General features: G+C 51.3%; 23 protein-coding genes. 11 read left to right on the top strand and 12 right to left on the bottom strand.

What is annotated here, in order from left to right:
- Nucleotides 1-28: 28 nt before the first annotated feature.
- Nucleotides 29-2,689, bottom strand: a complete 2,661-nt coding sequence (gene adhE, locus GN208_RS05520; protein ID WP_004238193.1) for a bifunctional acetaldehyde-CoA/alcohol dehydrogenase — start codon at nucleotides 2,687-2,689, stop codon at nucleotides 29-31.
- 555 nt (nucleotides 2,690-3,244) lie between these two features.
- Between adhE and GN208_RS05515 the strand changes: the two genes are divergently transcribed.
- Nucleotides 3,245-3,892: a YchE family NAAT transporter gene (locus tag GN208_RS05515; protein WP_004239175.1), complete on the top strand. Its 648-nt coding sequence runs from the start codon at nucleotides 3,245-3,247 to the stop codon at nucleotides 3,890-3,892.
- Between the two features lie 53 nt (nucleotides 3,893-3,945).
- Here the strand turns inward: GN208_RS05515 and GN208_RS05510 are convergent, their stop codons facing one another.
- From GN208_RS05510 to GN208_RS05490, 5 genes are all read right to left on the bottom strand, one after another.
- On the bottom strand, nucleotides 3,946-4,671 hold the full coding sequence (locus GN208_RS05510; RefSeq protein ID WP_004238191.1) for an ABC transporter ATP-binding protein: 726 nt from the start codon (nucleotides 4,669-4,671) through the stop codon (nucleotides 3,946-3,948).
- Nucleotides 4,658-5,506, bottom strand: a complete 849-nt coding sequence (locus GN208_RS05505) for an ABC transporter ATP-binding protein (protein WP_015422739.1) — start codon at nucleotides 5,504-5,506, stop codon at nucleotides 4,658-4,660. The genes GN208_RS05510 and GN208_RS05505 overlap by 14 nt, the downstream gene beginning before the upstream one ends.
- Nucleotides 5,499-6,323: an ABC transporter permease gene (locus tag GN208_RS05500; protein ID WP_004238189.1), complete on the bottom strand. Its 825-nt coding sequence runs from the start codon at nucleotides 6,321-6,323 to the stop codon at nucleotides 5,499-5,501. The genes GN208_RS05505 and GN208_RS05500 overlap by 8 nt, the downstream gene beginning before the upstream one ends.
- Entirely contained in the window at nucleotides 6,320-7,366 is a 1,047-nt protein-coding gene (locus GN208_RS05495) for an ABC transporter permease (protein WP_243828310.1), read from the bottom strand. The genes GN208_RS05500 and GN208_RS05495 overlap by 4 nt, the downstream gene beginning before the upstream one ends.
- A gap of 79 nt (nucleotides 7,367-7,445) precedes the next feature.
- Complete coding sequence (locus GN208_RS05490; RefSeq protein WP_015422738.1) at nucleotides 7,446-9,014, bottom strand: ABC transporter substrate-binding protein; 1,569 nt, start codon at nucleotides 9,012-9,014, stop codon at nucleotides 7,446-7,448.
- 742 nt (nucleotides 9,015-9,756) lie between these two features.
- Here GN208_RS05490 and GN208_RS05485 point away from each other — a divergent pair.
- From GN208_RS05485 to GN208_RS05450, 8 genes are all read left to right on the top strand, one after another.
- Nucleotides 9,757-11,388 carry an ABC transporter substrate-binding protein gene (locus GN208_RS05485; protein ID WP_004238182.1) on the top strand — a complete coding sequence of 544 codons (1,632 nt, stop codon included), beginning with the start codon at nucleotides 9,757-9,759 and terminating at the stop codon, nucleotides 11,386-11,388.
- Nucleotides 11,389-11,509: 121 nt separating this feature from the next.
- On the top strand, nucleotides 11,510-13,150 hold the full coding sequence (gene oppA, locus GN208_RS05480; RefSeq protein WP_004238181.1) for an oligopeptide ABC transporter substrate-binding protein OppA: 1,641 nt from the start codon (nucleotides 11,510-11,512) through the stop codon (nucleotides 13,148-13,150).
- 79 nt (nucleotides 13,151-13,229) lie between these two features.
- Entirely contained in the window at nucleotides 13,230-14,150 is a 921-nt protein-coding gene (gene oppB, locus GN208_RS05475) for an oligopeptide ABC transporter permease OppB (RefSeq protein WP_004238180.1), read from the top strand.
- A gap of 14 nt (nucleotides 14,151-14,164) precedes the next feature.
- Nucleotides 14,165-15,073: an oligopeptide ABC transporter permease OppC gene (oppC, locus tag GN208_RS05470; RefSeq protein WP_004238179.1), complete on the top strand. Its 909-nt coding sequence runs from the start codon at nucleotides 14,165-14,167 to the stop codon at nucleotides 15,071-15,073.
- Nucleotides 15,074-15,084: 11 nt separating this feature from the next.
- The gene (locus GN208_RS05465) at nucleotides 15,085-16,059 is read left to right on the top strand and encodes an ABC transporter ATP-binding protein (protein ID WP_004238178.1); all 975 of its coding nucleotides are present in this window, start codon (nucleotides 15,085-15,087) and stop codon (nucleotides 16,057-16,059) included.
- Nucleotides 16,059-17,057, top strand: a complete 999-nt coding sequence (oppF, locus tag GN208_RS05460; RefSeq protein ID WP_004238177.1) for a murein tripeptide/oligopeptide ABC transporter ATP binding protein OppF — start codon at nucleotides 16,059-16,061, stop codon at nucleotides 17,055-17,057. Before GN208_RS05465 ends, oppF begins: the two co-directional genes overlap by 1 nt.
- Nucleotides 17,058-17,289: 232 nt before the next feature.
- A complete protein-coding gene (locus GN208_RS05455; RefSeq protein ID WP_004238176.1) occupies nucleotides 17,290-17,514 on the top strand; it encodes a hypothetical protein in 225 nt (74 codons plus the stop codon).
- 27 nt (nucleotides 17,515-17,541) lie between these two features.
- A complete protein-coding gene (locus tag GN208_RS05450; protein WP_004238175.1) occupies nucleotides 17,542-18,099 on the top strand; it encodes a hypothetical protein in 558 nt (185 codons plus the stop codon).
- Between the two features lie 20 nt (nucleotides 18,100-18,119).
- Here GN208_RS05450 and GN208_RS05445 read toward each other — a convergent pair whose 3' ends face one another.
- Together GN208_RS05445 and cls are read right to left on the bottom strand one after the other, a co-directional pair.
- On the bottom strand, nucleotides 18,120-18,452 hold the full coding sequence (locus tag GN208_RS05445) for an HI1450 family dsDNA-mimic protein (protein WP_032098125.1): 333 nt from the start codon (nucleotides 18,450-18,452) through the stop codon (nucleotides 18,120-18,122).
- 69 nt (nucleotides 18,453-18,521) lie between these two features.
- Complete coding sequence (gene cls, locus GN208_RS05440) at nucleotides 18,522-19,982, bottom strand: cardiolipin synthase (protein ID WP_004238173.1); 1,461 nt, start codon at nucleotides 19,980-19,982, stop codon at nucleotides 18,522-18,524.
- Between the two features lie 254 nt (nucleotides 19,983-20,236).
- On the opposite strand from cls, the gene GN208_RS05435 reads away from it, so the two are divergent.
- Nucleotides 20,237-20,416 carry a YciY family protein gene (locus tag GN208_RS05435; RefSeq protein ID WP_015422737.1) on the top strand — a complete coding sequence of 60 codons (180 nt, stop codon included), beginning with the start codon at nucleotides 20,237-20,239 and terminating at the stop codon, nucleotides 20,414-20,416.
- A gap of 120 nt (nucleotides 20,417-20,536) precedes the next feature.
- Nucleotides 20,537-21,277, top strand: a complete 741-nt coding sequence (locus GN208_RS05430; protein ID WP_004238170.1) for a TonB family protein — start codon at nucleotides 20,537-20,539, stop codon at nucleotides 21,275-21,277.
- 55 nt (nucleotides 21,278-21,332) lie between these two features.
- On the opposite strand, the gene GN208_RS05425 is transcribed toward GN208_RS05430, so the two are convergent.
- The 4 genes from GN208_RS05425 to GN208_RS05410 all read right to left on the bottom strand — a co-directional run bounded on the left by GN208_RS05425 (nucleotide 21,333) and on the right by GN208_RS05410 (nucleotide 24,805).
- The gene (locus GN208_RS05425; RefSeq protein WP_243828309.1) at nucleotides 21,333-22,115 is read right to left on the bottom strand and encodes a hypothetical protein; all 783 of its coding nucleotides are present in this window, start codon (nucleotides 22,113-22,115) and stop codon (nucleotides 21,333-21,335) included.
- Between the two features lie 130 nt (nucleotides 22,116-22,245).
- Nucleotides 22,246-23,619, bottom strand: coding sequence for an ATP-dependent RNA helicase DbpA (dbpA, locus tag GN208_RS05420; RefSeq protein ID WP_015422736.1), 1,374 nt, complete (start codon nucleotides 23,617-23,619; stop codon nucleotides 22,246-22,248).
- Nucleotides 23,620-23,755: 136 nt separating this feature from the next.
- Nucleotides 23,756-24,196, bottom strand: a complete 441-nt coding sequence (yciA, locus tag GN208_RS05415) for an acyl-CoA thioester hydrolase YciA (protein WP_004238167.1) — start codon at nucleotides 24,194-24,196, stop codon at nucleotides 23,756-23,758.
- Nucleotides 24,197-24,265: 69 nt separating this feature from the next.
- Nucleotides 24,266-24,805, bottom strand: a complete 540-nt coding sequence (locus tag GN208_RS05410) for a septation protein A (protein WP_004238165.1) — start codon at nucleotides 24,803-24,805, stop codon at nucleotides 24,266-24,268.
- Between the last annotated feature and the right edge of the window lie 144 nt (nucleotides 24,806-24,949).

Genomic DNA, 24,949 nt, shown 5'->3' with positions numbered 1-24,949 from the left:
TTATGGTTATTATTTGCCGGATTGATGATTATTTCTTAGCATTCCGTTTGGCAATCGGTTTTGGCGCCGCAACAGGAACAGATTCGTCATAGGTGCGTCCGTAATAGGTATCCAGCATGATTTGTTTTAATTCTGCAATCAGCGGATAACGCGGGTTTGCACCGGTACACTGGTCATCAAAGGCATCTTCGGACAGTTTATCCAGTTTTGCCAGGAATTCGGCTTCCGGCACACCGGCTTCACGGATGGATTTCGGGATCCCCAGAGATGCTTTGATTTCATCCAGCCAGATCAGCAGTTTTTCAATCTTCTGCGCGGTACGGTCACCGGCAGCACTCAGTTGCAGATGGTCAGCAATCTCCGCGTAACGGCGGCGCGCCTGCGGACGGTCATACTGGCTGAACGCAGTCTGTTTGGTCGGGTTATCGGTAGCGTTATAACGGATGACGTTACAGATGAGCAGGGCATTAGCCAGACCGTGCGGAATATGGAACTCAGAGCCCAGTTTGTGCGCCATGGAGTGACATACCCCGAGGAAGGCGTTGGCAAACGCGATACCGGCGATAGTCGCGGCATTATGTACGCGTTCACGGGCAACCGGGTTCTTCGCACCTTCGTGATAGCTGGCCGGTAAAAACTCTTTCAGCAGTTTCAGCGCCTGTAATGCCTGGCCGTCAGAGAATTCGTTTGCCAGCACGGATACATACGCTTCCAGTGCGTGAGTGACCGCATCCAGCCCGCCGAACGCGGTGAGGGATTTCGGCATGTTCATCACCAGGTTGGCATCAACAATCGCCATATCCGGGGTCAGCGCATAGTCCGCCAGCGGGTATTTCTGGCCGGTGGTATCATCTGTCACAACTGCAAACGGAGTCACTTCAGAACCGGTACCGGATGTGGTGGTGATAGCAACCATTTTTGCTTTCACGCCCATTTTCGGGAACTTATAGATACGTTTACGGATATCCATAAAGCGCAGTGCCAGTTCCTCAAAATGGGTTTCCGGATGCTCATACATCACCCACATAATTTTGGCTGCATCCATCGGGGAGCCGCCGCCGAGGGCAATAATCACGTCCGGTTTGAAGCTGTTCATTTGCTCTGCGCCTTTGCGGACCACAGAAAGTGTCGGGTCAGCTTCCACTTCAAAGAAAATTTCCACTTCCATACCGTAGGATTTCAGCACACGGGTGACTTCATCCACATAGCCGTTATTGAACAGATAGCCGTCAGTCACGATAAAGGCGCGTTTTGCACCGTCACCGGCGATCTCTTCCAGGGCAACCGGCAGAGAACCACGGCGGAAATAGATAGATTTCGGAAGTTTATGCCACAACATATTTTCAGCTCGTTTTGCCACGGTTTTGGTGTTGATCAGATGTTTCGGTCCGACGTTTTCGGAAATGGAGTTACCACCCCAGGAGCCGCAACCCAGTGTCAGTGACGGAGACAGTTTGAAGTTATACAGGTCGCCGATCCCACCCTGTGATGCCGGGGTGTTAATCAGGATACGTGCGGTTTTCATCTTCTCACCGAAGAATTTCACGCGCTCCGGCTGGTTGTCCTGATCGGTATATAAGCAGGAGGTGTGGCCGATCCCGCCCATTTCCACCAGTTTTTCCGCTTTGATCACCGCGTCTTCAAAATCTTTGCCGCGGTACATGGCTAACAGCGGGGAGAGTTTTTCGTGTGCAAACGGCTCGGATTCATCCACTACGGAGACCGCACCGATAAGAATTTTGGTCCAGGCAGGTACTTCGATACCGGCCATTTCAGCAATTTTCACCGCAGACTGACCGACAATTTTCGCATTCAGTCCGCCGTTGAGCAGAATGATGTCCTGAACGGCTTTCAGCTCTTTGCCTTTCAGAATATAACCGCCGTGGGTTTCAAAACGTTCTTTGACCTGCTCATACACATCATCCACTACGATAACCGATTGCTCAGAGGCACAAATCACGCCGTTATCGAAGGTTTTTGACATCAGAATAGAGGCCACCGCGCGTTTGATATCAGCGGTTTCATCAATTACGACAGGGGTGTTACCCGCGCCCACACCAATGGCCGGTTTACCGGAACTGTAGGCGGCTTTCACCATGCCCGGCCCGCCGGTGGCGAGGATCAGGTTGGTATCAGCGTGATGCATCAGGGCATTGGACAATTCCACTGACGGCTCGTCGATCCAGCCGATAATATCTTTCGGGGCACCGGCGGCAACAGCCGCGTTGAGGACAATCTCTGCTGCTCTGTTGGTGGCTTTTTTCGCACGCGGATGCGGGGAGAAAATGATCCCGTTACGGGTTTTCAGGCTGATCAGCGCTTTAAAAATTGCGGTGGAGGTCGGGTTAGTGGTCGGGACGATACCGCAGATAATACCGATAGGTTCTGCGATGGTGATGGTGCCGAAGGTCGGGTCTTCCGATAAGATGCCGCAGGTTTTCTCATCGCGGTAGGCGTTATAGATATATTCAGAAGCAAAATGGTTTTTGATCACTTTATCTTCAATAATACCCATGCCGGACTCTTCAACCGCCAGTTTTGCCAGCGGGATACGGGCATCTGCTGCGGCGAGTGCCGCGGCCCGGAAGATAGCATCCACCTGTTCCTGGGAGAAACCGGCAAACTCGCGCTGAGCTTTCTTCACGCGGACAACTAATTCATTGAGTTCGGTAACGTTCGTTACGGCCATACAGATCACTCCTGATAAATTGTTAAACTTTTTAAGCAAATCAGCGGATTGATACAATTTGATTATAGCGGTGATATCTTCCGGTAACTAAATCGATTTTGCCGGTAACATAATGCAGATATGCCCGCTGATTTGCTTAAAAAGCCCGTCAGGTCTTTCTGTTCACATTATAGTTGAATCGATTCAACTATAATGAAAGCAGCTTAACATTCAGGGGAAATATTAAAGTGATCTAAATCACAAATGTATCAAGCTGACACCATTCAGCATGAGTCAAAACGGGAACAATACGGAGTGACGGGAATGGTATCGGGTTTCAATTTCACAGAAGAACTGATGATTGTCTGAAATTCAGGCAGAAGTAAGGCGATATAACTGTATCGAATCAGCCGGAAGCAGAAAATATTCTGCGTAAAGCAATTCCTTTTCCTGCACATTCAACGGTATGATGTCTGTGTTAATAATCACATTTATAATTATTACAACCCCCAGGCGATAGCCTGCTGTTATTATCAGCAGGCTATCACTGTATTATCATCAGGTTGAGGATCCTTTGTGGGCAACACTTTGCTGGATTTTTCCGGTTATTTAAAATTTTTTGTCGGCTTATTTGCCTTAGTCAACCCGGTCGGTATTTTGCCGGTCTTTATGAGCATGACAAATTATCAGACTGCCGCAGTGCGCAATAAGACCAACATGATTGCGAACTTTTCGGTGGCCGTGATTTTGTGCACATCACTTCTGGTCGGCGATAAGATCCTCATTATGTTCGGTATTTCCATCGAATCTTTCCGGATAGCGGGGGGGACACTGATTGTCCTCATCGCCATGTCCATGATCAGCGGTAAGCTGGGGGAAGATAAGCAGAACAAACAGGAGCAGTCGGAAACGGCTATCCGCGACAATATCGGTGTGGTGCCGCTGGCGCTGCCGCTGATGGCGGGGCCGGGGGCTATCAGTTCCTGTGTGGTCTGGAGTGCCCGCTGGCAGGGCTGGCAGAACTTTTTCGGACTGGCGCTGACCAGCATCGTATTCGCGTTCTGCTGCTGGCTGTTGTTCCGCTCCGCGGGACTGTGGGTAAAATACCTCGGACAAACCGGCATCAACGTAGTGACCCGTATTATGGGTCTGATGCTGATGTCATTAGGTATTGAGCTGATCATTACCGGCATGAAAATGAGTTTCCCGGGATTATTGTCATAATCACGTAGTTCATTATTATCAGAACGGGGCCATCGGCCCCGTTTTTATATCTCTTAGTTCTCCATCCGGTGGTCGCCGCGCAGCAGGGCGGCGCGATCAAATTCCCGTTCAATTTTCCCGTTCGCCATAAATGCCGCCCGGTCTGACATATGCGCCACCACATCCGCATCGTGACTGACCAGCAGATAGGTCATGCCGTGGGCGGTTTTCAGATGATTAAGCAGATTGAGAATTTCCGCCTGCACAGACATATCAAGTGCGGATGTTGGTTCATCGAGTAACAGGATTTGTGGGCGCAGCATCAGGGCACGGGCAATAGCAATGCGCTGGCGCTGTCCGCCGGAGAGCTGATGCGGATAACGCTGTGCCACATCCGGCGGCAGCCCGACAGATACAATGGCCTCTGCCACCCGGTTGCCGATGTCATTTTCGCGGTGAATGCGTAATGGTTCGGAAAGCGCCCGGTGAATAGTATGGAACGGATGCAGAGACGCATAAGGATCCTGAAAGACCATCTGCACATTGCGGCGCAAAGCCCCCTGATAACGCTGGCCGGGGTGGATATGCTGTGACAGCAGTTGCACGCCGCCCAGCCATTCCCGCTGTAATCCGGCGATCACCCGCAAAATGGTGGATTTTCCACAGCCGGACTCACCGATAAGACTGAACGTCTCTCCGGCATTGAGATGAAAACCGGCCTGACAAACCACCTGCCGCTGTCCGAAGCTGACGGAAAGATTATTAACTTCAATAATCGGCGCTGAATTATTTTCCGGCATGATGTGTCTCCTGAGTCAGTAACGCCTGCAGGGCGGTGCGATCCAATACCGGCAAATCGGTGCCGTAAGTCTGTGCATCCGGGCGGCAGGTCCATAATGTGCGGGTGTAAGGATGTGTTGCCTGCGGCAGTTGTGCGGCGGGCAGTTCATCCACCTGCTGACCCTGATACATCACCATCACGCGCTGACAATGGGCCGCTACCAGCGGCAAATCGTGGCTTATCAGCAGAAGCCCCATCCGGCGCTCCTCACACTGGCTGACAATCAGCTCCAGAATCTGGTGGCGCAGCCGGGCATCCAGGGCGGAGGTCGGCTCGTCGGCAATTAAGACCGAAGGGTTGTTGATCAGGCCAATCGCAATCATGGCACGCTGTCCCATACCACCGGAAAGTTGTCCCGGATAGCGGGAGAGCGCCTGTTCTGATAACCCGGCGGCACGGGCCATTTCAAAAACACGGTCGCGGCGATCAGATTTGTTCAGTGTCTGATGACGCAGCAGGGATTCTTCAATCTGCTGATACAGATTTCTGACCGGATTCAGCGCATAGCGCGGATCCTGCATGATCATGGCAATGTCATTGCCGCGCAGTGCCGCCCACTGTTTTTCCCGCAGAGACAGCAGGGAGGTCTGACCGAATGTCAGTGTATCCGCACTGACAATCCCCGGTTTGCGCACCAGGCCCATCAACGCTCTGGCGGTCATGGATTTGCCGGAACCGGATTCCCCGACCAGCGCCAGCCGCTCCTGCCCCAGGGTAAAGGAGATATTTTTCACCACTTGTGCGCGGGGGTAATCCACACACAAATTACGGACACAAATAAGCGGCTCAGTCATGTTGCGGCTCCATAATATCCCGTAAACCATCACCCAGAAGATTGAATGCCATACCGGCAATCAGAATGGCCGCGCCGGGAACGGCGGCTATCCACCACTGGTCAAAAATAACCTGCATACCATCAGCAATCATGGCTCCCCATTCCGCCATCGGCGGTTGTGCGCCCAGCCCGAGGAAACCCAGACCGGCGGCCGCCAGGATAATGGTGGCGAGATCCAGTGCCAACCGGACAATAGCTGACGGCAGACAGAGCGGCAGAATGTGTCCCCACAGCAGACGCAGACCACGGATCCCCAGCATTTCCGCACTGGCCAGATAATCACTGTTGCGCAGATGGCGGATTTCACTGCGTGCCTGGCGGGCATAGGCGGGCCACGAGGTCAGGGCGAGAGCCAGTGCGCCGTTAATCAGCCCCGGGCCGAGAATAGCAACAAAGGCAAACGCGAGGATCAGGCGCGGCATCGACATGACAATATCGGTAAAGCGCATCAGAATCGTTTCCACCCAGCGGCCGTAAAATCCGGCCAGAATGCCGATCAATAACCCGGCGGGCAGGGTGATTGCTGCGACCAGTGCAACCAGACCAAACATCGGGCGGGTGCCGTAGATCAGGCGGGAGAGCACATCACGTCCGTAGCTGTCCGTTCCGAGCCAGTGTTGAGCATCCGGTGCCAGCAGGCGTTGTGCCGGGTTTTGCAGTACCGGGTCATAAGGGGCGAGCCACGGCGCAAACAACGCCACCAGCAGCAGAAACAGAATAATCAGGGTGCCCGTCAGCGCGGACGGGGAACGGCGGATTTTCGGCAGTAATGTCATGATTTCACCCGCGGATCCGTTAAACGCACAATCATATCTGTCACGTTATTAATAAAGATAAAGCAGATACCGATCACCAGGGTCCCGCCCATTACGGCGGTGGTATCCCCGGCAAATAAGGCGGCGGTCAGGTAACGGCCGATGCCGGGCCAGGAAAAGACCGTTTCGGTCAGTACCGCGCCCTCCAGCATCCCTGTATAGGCAAGGGCAATCACTGTGATCAGCGTCCCCCGGATATTCGGCAGCACATGACGGAACAGTACCTGCATGTCGGTATTGCCTTTGGCGCGGGCCAGCGTGACATACTCTTTATTCATTTCACTCAGACAGGCGGCGCGCGTCAGCCGGGTGATCCCCGCCAGGCAAAAATAGGCCAGTAACGACACCGGCAGGATCAGGTGTGCCACCGCATTGGTAAATGCGCTGGGGTCATCGGACAACCAGGTGTCGATCAGCACAAAACCGGTTTTCGCCTCGACGGTATACTGGTAGATATCATCCAGCCGCCCCGGGCCGGGGCTCCATTGCAGCGTGGCGTAGAACAGCAGCAGCATCAGCAGTCCCAGCCAGAAAACCGGTACTGAGTTGCCGAGGAGTGTCAGGGTGCGGATGATAAAATCAAATGGTGTTCCGGCATAACGGGCGCATAACACGCCGCAGAGAATGCCGAGCGAAGCGCCGATCAACAGTGAGAGCGTCGCCAGTTCAATGGTCGCGGGCAGGGTGGTCAGCACGCCGTCGAGCACCGGCTGTCCCATAGAGGAAGCCATGCCGAGATCGCCGTGCAGCAGACGCTCTGCATAATGCCAGAACTGAATATAGACGGGTTGATCGAGCCCCAGCTCCAGCCGTACCTGCTCATAGGTCTCATGGCTGGCGTGATCGCCGACAATCTGTAATACCCGGTCAACCGGTGAGAGTGCCGACAATGCAAAGGTGATCACCAGTAATCCGAGCAGTGTCAGCGCAAGGGTAAAAATACCCTGAAGCGTCACACGCAGCGTATGGCGAAACAGTGTTCCGGCAGGGGAAATATCGGACATACAGCAGTTCCTGAATAAAAACAAAACACACAAACCCCGTCAGCGATACTGACGGGGTGATAACCGGAAAATCAGCAGATTATTTGGTGACTCTGTCGTAATACACCATGTCAGCGTTCAGTCCCTGCTGATAGCCTTTCACATTGTCACGCAGTACCACCTGGTTTTGTCCCTGTGCCATAAAGACATACGGAGAACTGCGCTGTAATTCTTCCTGCATGGCGGTATACATTTGCGCACGTTTGGCTTTATCCGGCTCAGCGACCGCTTTCAGCGTGGTTTGTGATAACTGAGGAATATCCCAGCCGTTCAGCCACGCAACAGTGCTGCTCTTGCCGTCATTAAAGGCGAAGGCGCTGGCATTGGAATGGGCATCAAAATAGTCCGGGATCCAGAAACGAATGGCCGCCTGATGCTGGCGTGCCCGTACACGGGAATAGACCTGGCTGCCCGCCGCCGGTAATAATTCCACTTTGATACCGCCCTGAGCAAAACTGGCCTGAAGTGACTGAGCGATAGTGATATACGGTGGCTTGTTTTCCACATCGAGGGTGAAATGGGCATCTTTAATCCCGGCGTTTGCCAGAATCTCTTTGGCTTTGGCCGGATCAAATTTATACGGGTTATTTTCCAGCGCGCCCGGTAAACCGACCGGCAGGAAGCTCTGATGAATAAAATACTGGCCTTTCAGTAGATCGCGGGTAATGCCTTCATAATCCACCAGATAACGGGCCGCTTCCCACAATGCCGGGTTTTTCAGCAGCGGATTGGCGCTGTTGCCGGTGTTGAACGCCATATAATCCTGCTCGGCGGACGGAATATTTTCCACCCGTACCCCGGCGCTGTTTTTCAGTGCCGCAGTCTGGTCTGCACCCAGTTCACGGGCAATATCCGCATCACCCTGCTGAATCAGCAGACGGCGGGAAGCCGGATCCGGCACGTTTTTAATAATAATGGACGGGATTTTCGCCTCGCCGGTGGAGACATGCGGGTTAGCGGCCATCACAATCGCCTGGTTTGGCTGATAGACCTTCAGGGAATAAGCACCGCTGCCGGCAGAATGCATTTTCAGCCAGGCATTACCGAAGTCATTATTTTTAATATTCGGTGTCACCAGTTTTTCGTCCACCACTGAGGCTATCGGGGTGGACAACAGATTCAGTGCCACATCCGGGCTGATATCCGCACTCCATTTTATTTTCAGGGTGCGGTCGCCGGTTTTTTCAAACTGCTGCGCGATATTCTCTTTATTCCAGCCAAGAATATTGAGAATAAACGCAGGCGATTTATTCATGACCACAGCGCGCTGGTAAGAGAAGATAATATCTTCCGGGCGTACCGGGTTGCCGGAGGCAAATTTTGCATTCTCTTTAATCCGGACGGTCAGGGTTTTATTGGTGGCATCGGCCTGCCAGTCTTCCAGCAGGATAGCGTCAAGCTGCTCCGGATTATCACGGTTCGGCTGTACCAGGCGCTGATATAAGCTGGGAACGGTCTGGATACTGGACAGTTCATTACTTTCTGCCGGATCCAGACTGACAATATCATCCAGGCTCTGGACAACAATTAAGGTATTCGGTGGTGTGGCGGCAAATGCGGAGACGGAAAAGAGCAGAGCCAGTGACGCTGCCGGATATGTTTTTTTCATATATTTCCCCTGAAACGCGGTGTTATTGATTTTTTGTAATACTGACACGTTAAAAAAAACGGCGCTGTTTTGCAAAGTCTGTTACGTGCTTGTTTATAACTTTTCGTTATAGCCAAAATTAATCATAGTCTGAAATTGCTGACCGGGAGATTTCACCGGCAAAAAAAGCGGAAAAACAGCTGTAATATAACAACGGGTTATCAGCCCATAAAAAATAACACTAAAAATGGCGCTGTATGGGCGGATACCGTAACCCGTACCGTTCAGTAATAAACGGGTATAACAGATAAAGGTGGTTAAATAAACAACAGAAACTATATTTGCTGTCAATCCATTATTTCCGGTGCTCACCAGATTGATATTTCAGTGAAATTTTTCACTTTACTCTTTTTATTTACAGTTGTTTTTTAAGTGGTTGTTAATATTTAATCAGTTAAAACTGTGATAGAGGCAGGGTTTTTATCTGGAAAAATTGCTTTTTGTTAATTAAATGTTTACTTTTTTATCCGGGCTGAGCAAAACAGCCGGATCATAAGCAGTCTTGGGTTAATGTTTTATTTCAGCGGCAGAACGGCACTGTTTGCAGATAAAAACAATCACTGCCCCGGAAAATGCACATCAGGCCGGAAAACAGCACCGAAAAACAGGCTGATCCCGTCGCTGACGGCACTTATAAATAAAGCATTTGCGATTTTTTAATCACGTTGTTCATTTAACAGGTGTTATTCAGAAGGGACGGAAGATGAAAAAACACACTATTGCTGTTTCCCTCACGCAGGCGCTGCTGCTGAGTGCACTCTCTTATTCCGCATGGGCGGCACAGGTTCCGCCGGGAACAAAGCTGGCGGAAAAACAGGTTATTGTTATCAATAACGGTACTGAACCGGTATCACTTGATCCGCATAAAGTGGAAGGCGTGCCGGAATCCAACATTATTCTTAATCTGCTGGAAGGGCTGGTTTCCACTGACGGTGATGGTCATATCGTGCCCGGGGTGGCAGAGAGCTGGTCGTCCCCGGATAACCGCATCTGGACATTCACGCTGCGGCCGGATGCTAAGTGGAGTGACGGCTCGCCGGTGACCGCACAGGATTTTGTCTACAGCTGGCGGCGGCTGACTGACCCGAAAACCGCATCACCTTACGGCAGCTATCTGCATTATGCCTATGTCGAAAATGTGGATGACATTATCAGCGGTAAAAAACCGCCGGAAAGTCTCGGCGTCAAAGCGGTTGATGACAGAACCTTTCAGGTTCAGCTGACTCAGCCGGTGCCGTATTTCCCGGATATGCTGAGCCATACCGCACTGAAGCCGGTACCGAAAGGGGCGATTGAACAATTTGGTGATAAATGGACATCCGCCGGAAAATTTACCGGTAACGGCGCATATACCCTGTCTGCCTGGAATGTGAATGAACGGCTGGTGCTTAAACGCAACCCGAAATACTGGAATGATAAAGATACCGTGATTGAACAGGCGACATTCCTGCCGCTCCAGTCAGAAACCAGTGATATTAACCGCTATCGCGCCGGTGAAATAGATGTCACCAACAGTTCGGTGCCGCCGGTTCTGTTCGCCAAAATGAAAAAAGATATTCCGGCGCAGGTTCAGATTTCCCCGTATTTATGCACATTCTATTATGAAATAAATAATACCGCGGCACCGTTTACCGACCCGAAAGTACGCGAAGCCGTTAAACTGGGGCTGGATCGCGACATTATCACTCATAAAATCATGGGACAGGGACAAATTCCCGCTTACGGTTTTACCCCGCATTATATTAACGGCGGGCATTTCACCACACCGGAATGGGCATCCCTGACTCAGGAACAGCGCAATGAAAAAGGGCGCAAACTGCTGGAAGAAGCCGGTTACAGCGAAAAAAATCCGCTGACCTTTGAATTGCTCTATAACACGTCCGATCAGAATAAACAGCAGGCAATTGCCGCCGCCTCCATGTGGCAGAAAAATATCGGCGCGAAAGTGGTGCTGAAAAACCAGGAATGGAAAACCTCCAATCAGAATCGCCATGAAGGAAATTATCAGGTAGCCCGGGCGACCTGGTGCGCGGATTACAATGAGCCATCCTCGTTTCTGAACATTTTTCTGTCAGACAGCAGTAATAACACCAGTTTCTACCGGAATATTGCATTTGACAGTGCAATGCAGCGTGCTTTGCTGGCAACGGATGAAAAAACACGTCAATCCGCTTACCAGGAGGCAGAAACTCAGTTAGATCAGGACTCTGCATTAATTCCTGTTTATTATCGCGTGAGTGTCCGGCTGATAAAACCATCAGTCGGCGGAATTACCGGCAATGACCCGCTTGATTATATGGATATTAAGCGCTTATATATGGTAGAAACACATTAATAATAAAAAATTTGCACTCACAGAGTGCGAAAAAAATGAAGGTGCGGAAGTTAAAACGAAAAGCACCTGATAAAAACGCAACAAACGCAAAACACATTCGTCAATGGGGAGTTTATGTAAGATGGTTAATTCAACGAAAAAAACACTGCTGGCACTCAGTGTGGTAGCAGCAATGGGGATGGGTATTGGTACACAGGCGTTTGCTGCGGATGTACCGGCCGGTGTTCAGCTGGCAGATAAACAGGATTTAATCCGCAATAACGGCTCTGAGCCGCAGTCACTGGATCCGCATAAAGTGGAAGGGGTACCGGAAGCGAATATTATCCGTGACCTGATGGAAGGTATTACCCTGGAAGGACCAAGTGGTGAAATTCTGCCGGGCTCGGCAATCTCCTGGGAAAATAAAGATTTTAAAGTCTGGACGTTTAAAATCCGCGAAGATGCAAAATGGTCCAACGGCGACCCGGTCACCGCACAGGACTTCGTTTACAGCTGGCGCCGTCTGGCTGATCCGAATACCGCATCACCGTATGCCAGTTATCTCCAGTATGCTCACGTGGTGAATATTGATGATGTTATCGCCGGGAAGAAAAAGCCGGAAGAGCTGGGCATCAAAGCGCTGGATGATAAAACCCTTGAACTGACCCTCTCTGAAGAAGTGCCGTATATTCCGAAACTGCTGGCGCATAACTCCATGTCTCCGGTGCATCCGGCCACTGTCGAGAAATTCGGTGATAAGTGGACTCAGCCGGGCAATTATGTCAGCAACGGCGCATACACCCTGAAAGACTGGGTGGTTAACGAAAAAATCGAACTGACCCGCAACCCGAAATACTGGGATAACGAAAAAACCGTTATTAATAATGTCCGTTTCCTGCCGATTTCCTCTGAAGTTACTGATGTTAACCGCTACCGCAGCGGTGAAATCGACATGACCTATAACAACCTGCCGATTGAACTGTTCCAGAAACTGAAAAAAGAAATTCCTGACGAACTGCGCATTTCGCCGTATATGTGTACCTATTACTACGAAATCAATAACGAAAAAGCGCCGTTTGATAACCCGAAAGTCCGTGAAGCCCTGAAACTGAGCCTTGACCGCGACATTATGGTCAACAAAGTCAAAGCACAGGGTGATACCCCGGCATTTGGTTTCACACCACCGTTTGCGGATGGTATGTCAGCCAAAGAGCCTGAGTGGTTCGCGAATATGACGCAGGAGCAGCGTAACGAAAAAGCGCGCAAACTGCTGGAAGAAGCCGGGTTTACCAAAGATAAACCACTGAAATTTAACCTGCTGTATAACACATCTGATCTGCACAAGAAAATGGCGATCGCCGCATCGTCTATCTGGAAGAAAAACCTCGGTGCAGAAGTTCAGCTGGTTAACCAGGAATGGAAAACCTTCCTCGATACCCGCCATCAGGGGACTTATGATGTTGCCCGTGCCGCATGGTGTGCGGATTATAACGAACCGTCTTCATTCCTGAATATGGTTCTTTCTTACAGCAGCACCAACACCCCGCATTATAAGAGTGCGGAGTTTGATAAGCTGATGAAACAATCCCTTCAGGTGAAAACCGATGCGGAACGTGCGCAGATCTATCAGCAGGCGGAAGCCCGGCTGGATAAAGACTCTGCCATCGTGCCGGTCTATTACTATGTCAGTACCCGTTTAGTGAAACCGTATGTAGGTGGCTATACCGGAAAAGATCCGCTGGATCACTTCCACACCAAAAACTTATATATGATTAAAAAATAATACCGACGGTTGGCCGCCCTGCGAAGGGCGGCCTGTGTAGTGTGTACCCCCGGAAGCGGGTACTGTATAGGAACGGGCAATGTTTAAGTTTATTCTTCGCCGTATACTCGAGGCGATCCCGACGCTTTTTGTGTTAATTACTATCTCTTTCTTTATGATGCGTCTGGCTCCGGGCAGTCCATTTACCGGTGAGCGTAAATTGCCGCCGGAAGTGATGGCGAATATTGAAGCCAAGTACCATCTTAATGATCCGATTCACGTTCAGTATTTTGATTATTTAGTTCAGTTATCAAAGGGGGACTTCGGGCCTTCCTTTAAATATAAAGATTACTCGGTGAATGACCTGGTCGCCTCCGCGTTTCCGGTCTCCGCAAAACTCGGGCTGGCGGCGTTTGTGCTGGCGCTGATTGTCGGGGTGAGTGCCGGTGTGATAGCGGCACTGAACCAGAACACCAAATGGGACTATACCGTCATGGGCTTTGCCATGACCGGGGTGGTTATTCCCAGCTTTGTGGTGGCGCCGCTGCTGGTTCTTATCTTTGCCATCCATCTGCACTGGCTGCCGGGCGGCGGCTGGAACGGCGGGCAGCTCAGCAATATCATTCTGCCGATGATCGCGCTGTCACTGGCCTATATCGCCAGTATCTCCCGTATTATGCGCAGTTCCATGATTGAGGTGATGCACTCCAACTTTATCCGTACCGCACGGGCGAAAGGTCTGCCGATGCGTAAGATTGTCTGGCGGCATGCACTGCGCCCGGCACTGTTACCGGTGGTCTCTTATATGGGACCGGCATTTGTGGGGATTATCACGGGTTCAATGGTGATTGAGACGATTTTCGGTTTACCGGGCGTGGGGCAGTTATTTGTCAACGGCGCGCTGAACCGCGATTACTCTCTGGTGCTGAGTCTGACCATCCTGGTCGGCACACTGACCATCGCCTTTAACTGTATCGTTGACGTGCTGTATGCCGTTATCGATCCGAAAATCCGTTATTAGTCCCGGAGCACGCTATGTTACCGAATGAAAAAAACCGCGAAGCTCTGGAAAATTTCACGGAGCAGCTTGATGTCGAAGGACGCAGCCTGTGGGCGGATGCCCGCCGCCGCTTTATGCATAACAAAGCCGCGATCACCAGTCTGTGTCTGTTGTTTTTAATTACCCTGTTTGTGATTTTTATGCCGATGCTGTCGGAGTTCGCCTATGACGATACCGACTGGGGCATGATGTCCGCAGCACCGGATACGGAGAGCGGCCACTATTTTGGTACCGACTCCTCCGGCCGTGATCTGCTGGTGCGTGTGGCTATCGGCGGGCGTATCTCGCTGATGGTGGGACTGGCGGCAGCGCTGGTCGCTGTGCTGGTGGGAACACTGTACGGCGCGATGTCCGGCTATGTCGGCGGCAAAACTGACTCGGTCATGATGCGCGTGCTGGAAATCCTCAACTCCTTCCCGTTTATGTTCTTTGTTATCCTGCTGGTGACCTTCTTTGGTCAGAATATTTTTCTGATTTTCGTGGCTATCGGCATGGTTTCCTGGCTGGATATGGCGCGTATCGTGCGCGGCCAGACACTGAGCCTGAAGAGCAAAGAATTTATTGAGGCGGCGAAGGTCTGTGGTGTGCCGACCCGCAATATCATTCTGCGTCATATTGTCCCGAACGTGCTGGGTGTGGTGGTGGTTTACGCCTCACTGCTGGTGCCGAGTATGATCCTGTTTGAATCCTTCCTCAGCTTCCTCGGGCTGGGTACACAGGAGCCGTTAAGCAGCTGGGGCGCGCTGCTCAATGACGGTGCTAACTCAATGGAAGTTTCGCCCTGGTTACTGATGTTCCCGGCAGCATTCCTGGTGGTGACTCTGTTTTGTTTCAACTTTATCGGTGACGGGCTGCGTGATGCCCTTGACCCGAAAGATCGCTGAGGAGGCCGCCAATGACTCAGTTATTACAGGTTAACGACCTGAACGTGACATTCAAAACGCCGGACGGCGATGTCACCGCCGTAAACAAACTTAATTTTTCGCTGGCGGCGGGTGAGACACTCGGGATTGTCGGTGAATCCGGCTCCGGGAAATCACAGACGGCGTTTGCGCTGATGGGACTGCTGGCCCGCAATGGTGTGGTCAGCGGCTCTGCGGTGTTCAACGGGCGTGAAATTCTTAATCTGAAAGAGAAAGCGCTGAACAAAATGCGGGCGGAAGAGATTTCGATGATCTTCCAGGATCCGATGACCTCGCTCAATCCGTACATGAAAGTCAGCAAACAGCTGACGGAAGTGCTGATGCTGCATAAAGGTCTGAGTTCTCACGATGCTTTTGAGGAATCTATCCGGATGCTGGACGCGGTGAAAATGCCGGAAGCCCGCAAACGGATGAATATGTATCCTCATGAGTTCTCCGGCGGGATGCGCCAGCGCGTTATGATTGCGATGGCGCTGCTGTGCAAGCCGAAGCTGCTGATTGCGGATGAACCGACCACGGCACTGGATGTGACGGTGCAGGCGCAAATCATGACGCTGCTCAATGAGCTGAAGAATGAGTTCAATACGGCGATTATTATGATCACCCATGACCTGGGTGTAGTCGCCGGTATCTGCGATAAGGTGTTGGTGATGTATGCCGGACGTACCATGGAATACGGCACGGCCCGTGATGTGTTCTACCATCCGTCGCATCCGTACTCTATCGGGCTGCTTAAAGCGGTTCCGCGCCTTGACGGGCAGGAAGACAGTGAGCTCGCCACGATACCCGGCAACCCGCCGAACCTCCTGCGTCTCCCGGCAGGCTGTCCGTTCCGCCCGCGCTGCCAGTATGCGACAGACGAGTGTGCGCGGCATGAGCCGCCGTTACAGGCATTTTCTCAGGGCCGTTTGCGTGCCTGCTTCAGAACTGCAGAGGAGTTGGCATAATGACACATTCAGAACGTCCGGTTCTGCTGGAAATTGAAGATTTAAAAGTCCATTTTTCCATCAGAGATAACAAACAATGGTTCTGGCAGCCGGCAAAAAGCCTGAAAGCGGTGGATGGTGTGACTGTCCGTCTGTATGAAGGGGAAACACTCGGTGTGGTCGGGGAGTCCGGCTGCGGGAAATCCACGTTTGCCCGCGCGATTATCGGCCTGGTGAAATCCACGGCCGGCCGGGTAACCTGGCTGGGCAAAGACCTGTGCGGTATGAGTGAAAAAGACTGGCACAATGTCCGCAATGACATCCAGATGATTTTCCAGGATCCGCTGGCATCACTTAACCCGCGTATGACTATCGGCGATATTATTGCGGAGCCGCTGCGCACCTATTATCCGTCAATGAGTAAGACGGAAGTGACAGACAAAGTCAAAGCCATGATGATGAAAGTCGGGCTGCTGCCAAACCTGGTGAACCGCTATCCGCATGAGTTTTCCGGCGGACAGTGTCAGCGTATCGGTATCGCCCGCGCGCTTATCCTCGAGCCGAAACTGGTTATCTGTGATGAGCCGGTTTCAGCGCTGGATGTGTCTATTCAGGCTCAGGTGGTGAACCTGCTGAAGGAATTACAGCGGGAGATGGGATTGTCCCTTATTTTTATCGCTCATGACCTGGCGGTGGTGAAACACATTTCTGACCGTGTGCTGGTGATGTATCTCGGCCACGCAGTGGAACTCGGTACGTATGACGAGGTGTATCATAACCCGCTGCATCCGTACACCAAAGCGCTGATGTCTGCGGTGCCGGTGCCGGATCCGGACAAAGAGCAGAATAAAACAATTCAGCTGCTGGAAGGGGAACTGCCGTCACCGATTAATCCGCCGTCCGGTTGTGTCTTCCGCACCCGCTGCCCGCTGGCGGACAGTGAATGCGCAAGAACCCGGCCGCTGCTGGAAGGCAGTTTCCGCCATGCAGTTTCCTGCCTGAAGGTTGATCCGCTGTAAATACGGTAAAGCCGTTAATCTTATTTTTGCGACAGAGCGCCCGGTACGGGCGCTTTTTTTTCATCTCCGCATCCTGCTTTTCCGCACCAGCCGCAAAATCTGACAGAGCGTACTTCGCGGCCTTGCAGGCAGCTTACTGATTCCGTTATTAAAAAGCACAGCCGGTTTTTCAGGTGTGTTAATATCGGAGTGTTGACGAACGTCAACATATAAACTACAGTAGGTACAGGAAATGAAGAAACATCCGGATAAACATATTCAGTCCGCGATTGAATATGCACTGTTACAGGGATGGGTATGGATTGCGCCGGGGAATTCCTCGCATGCATTCTGCCGGTTACGGTGCGGGTCACCGAATGATGAGCACCGGCAGCATCAGATGAGCGTCTGGTCAACACCACGGAATCCGGAAAACCATGCAAAGCAGATCAGACGAAAAGTGGATGCCTGTCAGTGAAAACGGGCAGCAGGAAAGGGGGAAACGATGGCACTGTATAATTTTACGCTGACGCTGTCCGGTGTGACAGCAGATACAGAGAACCTGGAGGATGCCTTATTTGCAGGCGGTTGTGATGATGCATTACTCTGTTTTTACGGTAAATCAGTCTATCTGGAATTTGACCGGGAAGCACCGTCTCTGGATTGTGCAATCCGTACGGCGGTGGAAGATGCGGAGTCAGCCGGTGTGAATGCACGGGTGGAATCGGTGGATTCTGCTCTTGTCGGCCTGAGTGATATTGCGGAACTGACTGGTATGTCACGTCAGGCAATCGCGTTGCTCAAAGATGGTGCGCGCGGCCCGGGCACCTTTCCGGGGCCGGTGCAGCGGCTGCGCGGGCAATCCCCGTTATGGGACTGGGCTGCGGTCGCGTCCTGGCTGATGGCACAAGGGCGGTTGGCTGCACATTCTGAGATGGCAGAAAATGCAAAAATTATCAGCAAATGGAATCTTGCATTACGTGCAGGGGCTGCAGAGGATTCCGCTGAAATTGACATTATCACAAGGTCATTAATCGCCCGGCGTGAAAAATGCCGCTGCTGACCGCGTGACCGGCGGGGAGATTATTCCCGCCAGCGGACAGCGTATTCCGGTGAGCCGGTAAAATGCCGGGAAATCAGCACACGGGCAAAAATCTGATCGATATCTGCATTTTCATCCGGAGCCAGGCCGATAACCACTTCGGCACATTCCGGGTTTTGTGCCAGAAAAGGTGCAAACTCTGACCAGTCACTGCCGGTTGGTACAATTTCAGCACCGCCGATCTCTTCAAACTGAAGGTTAAACAGCAGGACGTCTGCCGGGTCAAGGTTATCCATTGCCTGTTCCAGAAACAGGTCATAGGCCATTTCAATCGTTTCCTGCTCGCTGAGGCGACGGGGAAGAGAGGTACTCATAGGTCAGGTTACATTCCGGTGATCCCCCGCCGTTTTATACCGGCGGGGATAATAAAGAAAGTCAGTTTATCACAGCAGAGGACTGAAGAAATAACATAACCGCTCAAGAACACGGTTGGTCAGCGGACGTTTTTCCCATTCAGTGTAATCGAGGCGGGTTGCGCGTGAAATATAGTCATTCTGGACAATATTCAGGTCACCGGCAAAACTTTCATCATCGATAACGGCGGTGATTTCAAAGTTGAGCCACAGGCTGCGCATATCCAGGTTTACGGAACCGACCATACTGAGCTGGTCATCCACGAGGACACTTTTCGTGTGCAGCAGACCATCCTCGAACAGATAGATTTCCACACCGGCTTCCAGCAGTTCAGTATAAAACGCGCGGCTTGCCCAGCGGACGAGGAATGAGTCATTGAGGCGCGGCATCACAATTGCAACACGCACGCCACGCATGGCAGCGGTGCAGATGGCATGCATCAGGTCATCGCTCGGAACAAAATACGGCGTGGTGAAGGTCAGACGCTCCTGTGCGGCAAAAATAGCCGTCATCAGGGATTGCTGGATCAGCTCTTCAGGGTAACCCGGACCGGAAGCCACAATATTGACGGTATGACCGCTGTCTTTTTCAAACGGCATTTCAATATCGTCCGGCGGCGGCGGTAACAGGCGCTCTCCGCGCTCCATTTCCCAGTCCAGTGCATAGATAATACCGAACAGGGTGGTGACAGGGCCTTCCATACGAACAAGGATATCAACCCATTCACCGACACCGGCGTCCTGTTTAAAGTAGCGCGGATCCACCATATTCATACTGCCGGTGTAGGAAATATAGTTATCGATAGTGACGATTTTCCGGTGCTGACGCAAATCCATCCGGCGCAGGGCGAAGCGCAGAATGTTTACCGGCAGAGCTTCGACAAACTCGATCCCGGCATTGCGCATCATCTCCGGATAATCATGGCGGAAGAAGTGCCAGCTGCCGGCGGAGTCCACCATAATCCGGCATTTTACGCCCCGCTTGGCGGCGGCGAGCAGGGCATTGGTGACATTGTCCACATCACCGCCCGGTTTCCAGATGTAAAACACCATATCAATGCTGTGTTTAGCATTATCGATATCTTTGACAATCTGGCGTAATGAGTCCTCGCAGGTGGTAAACAACTGAATCTGGTTACCTTTTACCCCGGGAATTCCCTGGCGGTGCTCAATCAGCTGAAACAGCGGAGCAGCCTGGGTACTGTTTTCCGTAGCGAAAATGTGTTTTGACTGACGCAGATTTTCAACCCAGCCGGAGACAGACGGCCACATTCCTTTTGCCTGCTCAACCCGGCGGCGGCCGAGATGGAGTTCACCGAAGGCGAGATACGCAATAATTCCGATAAACGGCAGAATATAGATGATCAGTAACCAGGTCATGGTAGATGTTACCGGGCGGCGTTTGTACATTACGCGGACAGAGATACCGGCGACCAGCAGCCAGTAGAAAAGAATACTCAGCCAATATAACAGCGTATAAAATGTCGACATAGGTATTATCTTTCTCTAAGAATAAGGTTTGCAGACAAAACAGGCTCAGGATCTGATTGATACTCCACCGGAAAATGTATCAGAAAGCTTTCTGTAATGCTGCTGTATTTGTGATTTAAGTCAGTTTAACCACTTTTTTCTGCCGGTGTTTGCAGATATTGCGGGAAAGCGGTTGGTTATTGTGTCAGGCAGTTTATAATAATTGCCCTTATTATTAGCTTATTTTTTCACACAGTCTAAAAAAGGGTTTAGTTATGAGACACAGCAGACCGGAAGTTGCACGTTGGCGTATGTTACGGCAGGCAACCCGTCGTCGTCGTCGCTGGCTGGAAAGTCAGTCCCGGCGGAACATCCGGATTTTTGCTCTGCGCAAGCTGGATATCGCGAGACAACGCCGTTCGCTGCTGTTTGCTCAGGCTGAATTAAGCCACTAAGAAGTGACCATCAGCACGATAAGTGACAATGGTTGTGTCTTTCGTATTGAAATTGATTGCTATTTGCATTTACACTAGTGACCATTGTCATTATTAGCTGCTTATAAGATTGTATCGACTATGCCTATTTTTCGCTGGATCAGCTGGCCAATTCTCATTTCTCTTTGTCTGCATGCCTCTGTGGCCGCAGCGATTTACTACAACATGAATAAGGAGGTTGAGGACGAACCTAAAGTGCTGATGGTGGAGATGGCAGCGTTTGCGCCGGCACCGGCAGCAGCTGTGGCTGAACCTCAGCCTGAACCGGAACCCGAAACAGAGCCGGAACCCGAGCCTGAACCTGAGCCGGTCGTGAAGCCGGTTATTGAAAAACCGGTGGAAAAGAAACCGGTTGAGAAAAAACCAAAACCAAAACCAAAACCGAAAAAAGAGAAAAAAGTTGAGAAACCAGCCGTAAAACCGGTTGAAACCAAAGCACCGGTCTCCGATAAACCGCTGTTCAGTGGTACGCCGGAAGGTCAGCAGAATGTGCAGAAAGCCCCTGCAGGCCCGGTCGGAAATGTGGCTTCTGCCGGACAAAGTGATGTTGGCGGTGGTGACCCGAAAGCCCTGAACCGTGCTGATCCGGTCTATCCGGCACGGGCACGCAGCCTCGGTAAAGAAGGGAAGGTGCGGGTCAGATTTGATGTCGATACCGATGGCCGTATTCAGAATATCGATATTATCGAAGCATCACCGAAAAATATGTTTGAACGTGAAGTCCGTAATGCAATGCGTAAATGGCGTTACGAGAAAAAGCCGAAGAAAGGCATGACGACCACCATTATTTTCCGGATCGACGGTAAAACCTCTATTCAGTGATCCGATAAAAAAAGAAAGCCCGGCACATAAAAATGCCGGGTTTTTTGTTTCTGTCTTATTCTGCTGGGAAAAGATCAGCGCGTAAATTCACCAGATTATCCGGTACTACATGAATAACCCCTTCACCCGGAATATCAATTTCCGCAATCATAAACAGAGCCATGGTTGTCAGCAGCGGCAGAATTAAAATCATAATATTGCTGCCGCGCAGTCCGCGGATATTATACCCGATCAGCACATTGGCACTGACGGCAAATAAAATCAGTAATACCCAGGCGGCTCCCGGGATCTGATAGCGCCAGCTGGCCATGGTTTTTTCTTCGGACACATAGAGATCACTGAATGCGGTCAGTACGGAGGCAATCACCGGATTCGGGGCCGTGCGGGCTTCAGATGCAGCGATCTTCCAGAGAGAGGACTGAGCCTCAAGGGAGATATCCCGCCATTTTTCATTTTTTGCCTGTGAGCCGCCGTTAAAAAAATCAATACGTGCGTCAATATACGTGTTAAGCAGAGTATTTGCCCGCAGGTTATTTTCCGGAGACAGTAATTGTGCCCGCTGGAATGCATTACCGATAGCAATAGCTTCGTTTTCTTCCATCTGTTCGCGGTTATTATAGCCGCCGATAGAGATCGTCAGTAAAAAGCCGATTAATAAGCCGAGCAGGGATAATACGGCACCGAGAACAATTTTGGTTTCATCATCTGCTAATTCGGTTTTCCCATGACGTTTTTTGAACAGGTATTTTCCGGCATAGGCCGAGCCGACAGATAAAATAAAGATAACGACAAATAAAATAACTGAATCAGAGACTAAAGCATTAAACAGCGCTGCCATACAAAGACCCTTTAACAGAAAATGCCTCAGCAGAATACTGAGATGCAGGTGGAATAAAGCCGGCCTGAAAAGGCCGGCCGGATATAAAACAGAGATGTCATCCGCTGACGGGAAATGCTGTCCTTTGTAATTATTTCAGCAATCTGACTCTGACAGGTTTCCCTTTGATTTTACCCTGCTGAAGCAGTTTACGGGCCTGCTGCGCGATACCCTGACGCACCGCGACATAAGCATGCATCGGGTGGATCACGATTTTGCCGATATCTTCGCCGTTCAGCCCCATATCACCGGTCATGGCGCCGAGAATGTCCCCCGGACGGATTTTGGCTTTTTTGCCGCCGTCAATACACAGTGTCGCCATTGCCGCATCCAGCGGGGTGATACGCAGCCCGGCAGGGATTGGCTGCCAGTTCAGTTTCATATGCAGCATCTCTTCCAGTGCGTTTGCCCGGACCGCTTCTTCCGGTGCACACAGGCTGATCGCCAGTCCGCTTTCACCGGCACGGGCGGTACGGCCGATGCGGTGAACGTGCACTTCCGGATCCCACGCCAGTTCATAGTTGATCACCAGCTCAAGGGCTTTGATATCGAGCCCGCGTGACGCCACATCGGTGGCAACCAGCACACGGCTGCTGCCGTTGGCAAAGCGGATCAGGGTCTGGTCGCGCTCGCGTTGTTCCATATCACCGTGCAGCACTAAAACACTCTGTCCGCTGCCTTCCAGGGCTTCATACACATCCTGGCAATCTTTCTTGGTGTTGCAGAATACCACGCAGGATGCCGGTTGTTCGCGGCTCAGTAATTTCTGTAACAGTTCAGTTTTGCCACGCCGTGAAACTTCATAAAACTGCTGCTCAACCGCAGGAAGTTCGTCGGTGCTGTTGATTTCGATGGTTTGCGGATCGCGCTGAAAACGGCGGCTGACAGCTGCAATCTCATCCGGCCAGGTGGCGGAAAACAGCAGAGTCTGACGTTCTTCCGGGGTACGGGAGAGGATTTCAGTAATATCGTCAGCAAAGCCCATATCCAGCATACGGTCAGCTTCATCCAGCACCAGTGTGCGGATAGCATCAAGGTGCAGCGTGTCTTTGTTCAGATGGTCAATCAGGCGGCCCGGGGTGGCCACAATAATATGCGGCGGGTGGATCAGTGAATCGCGCTGGGCACCAAACGGCACACCGCCGCATAAGGTCAGAATTTTGATATTCGGCAGATAACGCGCCAGGCGGCGCAGTTCACCGGCGACCTGATCCGCCAGTTCGCGGGTCGGGCACAGAACAAGCGCCTGGGTCATAAAGTGTCCGGCATCGATATGCTGTAACAGCCCCAGGCCGAATGCGGCGGTTTTCCCGCTGCCGGTTTTGGCCTGCGCACGGACATCTTTACCCGCGAGAATGGCCGGTAATGCGGCGGCCTGAACCGGGGTCATGGTCAGATAACCCAGTTCATTCAGGTTGGTAATTTGTTCTGCGGGAAGTGCATTAAGTTCAGCAAATGAGGTCACGATGAAAATTCCGGATTAAATAAAAAGAGAGGTTTGCGGCAATGATACTATTACCGGACGCCGGTGTCGCGGGGAACCTGTGGTTTATTCCGGCAGACAAAACGGCCACTCAGAAGAGTGGCCGGTATGAAACGCATTATTTTAAATCACTGTTACTGCTGTCTAACTGAAAATGACGTTTTCCGTCGGGCAGCGGGCGGGGACGGTTATCCGCATCCACCGCAACATAACTGAAGACAGCTTCTGTTGCCCGGTAACGGTCACCGATAGGATCGGTAGCCACTTTTTTCACCCAGACCTCAACTTTGACTGTCATGGATGAATTCCCGGTTTTCAGGCAGCGCGCATAACAGCAGACCACATCACCGACCGCGACAGAGCGCAGAAAGGTAATGCCGTCCACGCGGACGGTCACCACGCGGCCGAGTGCAATCTCCTTTGCCAGAATAGCGCCGCCGATATCCATTTGCGACATCAGCCAGCCGCCGAAGATATCCCCGTTGGCATTGGTGTCTGTCGGCATGGTTAAGGTGCGCAGCACCAGTTCCCCGTTAGGTAAACATTGTTGTTGAGTCATGAGAAACACTTACATCCGTTTAACGAAAAAGGATACCGGCGGAAACAAACCGATATCCGGTTGATTTTATTATTTTTCTTCTTCCCGTGGCAGATGACGGTAAATATATACCACACTGGCAACGGTAAATACCAGTGTTACAGCGGTCAGACCAAACACTTTGAAGTTCATCCAGGTATCCATGGATAACCAGAACGCGACATACACGTTCACGGCCGCGCAGACGATAAAGAAAAGAGCCCAGGCGAGATTCAGACGCTGCCAGACCTGTGGCGGCAGGGTCAGTTCTTTGCCCAGCATTTTCTGAATCAGCGGCTTACCGAAGATAAACTGGCCGCCCAGTAACACGAGAGCAAACAGCGCATAAATAATGGTCACTTTCCATTTGATAAACTGCGGATCATGGAAAACGATGGTCAGGGTGCCGAAGATGGCCACAATCACAAAGGTGATAACGGCAGATTTCTCCAGATGTTTATACATGAACCAGCGGACAGCCAGCGCCATCGCAGAGGCGGCAATCAGGGCACCGGAGGCGTAATAGATATCCACGGTTTTATATATGGCAAAAAAGATAACCAGGGGGATAAAGTCGAGTAGTTGCTTCATAATTGAGTCTGTCCGAAATTTAAATTTATTTTAAGCACGTGGCATCCAGTCACTTATTTTTAAAGAAAAAAAATATATTACAATTGATTTTGCAATATTTTACCATAAGACGCGGTCTGACTATCTTCTTTATCCGCGTTCGGT

Origin of the sequence: Morganella sp. HSTU-ASny43 (assembly GCF_022819185.1) — a bacterium.
Classification (GTDB): Bacteria; Pseudomonadota; Gammaproteobacteria; order Enterobacterales; family Enterobacteriaceae; genus Morganella; species Morganella morganii.
This window is presented reverse-complemented; position numbering and strand designations above follow the sequence as displayed.

Coding starts and splice junctions, on each gene's coding strand:
- adhE (WP_004238193.1), bottom strand. CDS start 2,689: ATGGCCGTAACGAACGTTACCGAACTCAATGAATTAGTTGTCCGCGTG.
- GN208_RS05510 (WP_004238191.1), bottom strand. CDS start 4,671: ATGCCGGAAAATAATTCAGCGCCGATTATTGAAGTTAATAATCTTTCC.
- GN208_RS05505 (WP_015422739.1), bottom strand. CDS start 5,506: ATGACTGAGCCGCTTATTTGTGTCCGTAATTTGTGTGTGGATTACCCC.
- GN208_RS05500 (WP_004238189.1), bottom strand. CDS start 6,323: ATGACATTACTGCCGAAAATCCGCCGTTCCCCGTCCGCGCTGACGGGC.
- GN208_RS05495 (WP_243828310.1), bottom strand. CDS start 7,366: ATGTCCGATATTTCCCCTGCCGGAACACTGTTTCGCCATACGCTGCGT.
- GN208_RS05490 (WP_015422738.1), bottom strand. CDS start 9,014: ATGAAAAAAACATATCCGGCAGCGTCACTGGCTCTGCTCTTTTCCGTC.
- GN208_RS05485 (WP_004238182.1), top strand. CDS start 9,757: ATGAAAAAACACACTATTGCTGTTTCCCTCACGCAGGCGCTGCTGCTG.
- oppA (WP_004238181.1), top strand. CDS start 11,510: ATGGTTAATTCAACGAAAAAAACACTGCTGGCACTCAGTGTGGTAGCA.
- oppB (WP_004238180.1), top strand. CDS start 13,230: ATGTTTAAGTTTATTCTTCGCCGTATACTCGAGGCGATCCCGACGCTT.
- oppC (WP_004238179.1), top strand. CDS start 14,165: ATGTTACCGAATGAAAAAAACCGCGAAGCTCTGGAAAATTTCACGGAG.
- GN208_RS05465 (WP_004238178.1), top strand. CDS start 15,085: ATGACTCAGTTATTACAGGTTAACGACCTGAACGTGACATTCAAAACG.
- oppF (WP_004238177.1), top strand. CDS start 16,059: ATGACACATTCAGAACGTCCGGTTCTGCTGGAAATTGAAGATTTAAAA.
- GN208_RS05455 (WP_004238176.1), top strand. CDS start 17,290: ATGAAGAAACATCCGGATAAACATATTCAGTCCGCGATTGAATATGCA.
- GN208_RS05450 (WP_004238175.1), top strand. CDS start 17,542: ATGGCACTGTATAATTTTACGCTGACGCTGTCCGGTGTGACAGCAGAT.
- GN208_RS05445 (WP_032098125.1), bottom strand. CDS start 18,452: ATGAGTACCTCTCTTCCCCGTCGCCTCAGCGAGCAGGAAACGATTGAA.
- cls (WP_004238173.1), bottom strand. CDS start 19,982: ATGTCGACATTTTATACGCTGTTATATTGGCTGAGTATTCTTTTCTAC.
- GN208_RS05435 (WP_015422737.1), top strand. CDS start 20,237: ATGAGACACAGCAGACCGGAAGTTGCACGTTGGCGTATGTTACGGCAG.
- GN208_RS05430 (WP_004238170.1), top strand. CDS start 20,537: ATGCCTATTTTTCGCTGGATCAGCTGGCCAATTCTCATTTCTCTTTGT.
- GN208_RS05425 (WP_243828309.1), bottom strand. CDS start 22,115: ATGGCAGCGCTGTTTAATGCTTTAGTCTCTGATTCAGTTATTTTATTT.
- yciA (WP_004238167.1), bottom strand. CDS start 24,196: ATGACTCAACAACAATGTTTACCTAACGGGGAACTGGTGCTGCGCACC.
- GN208_RS05410 (WP_004238165.1), bottom strand. CDS start 24,805: ATGAAGCAACTACTCGACTTTATCCCCCTGGTTATCTTTTTTGCCATA.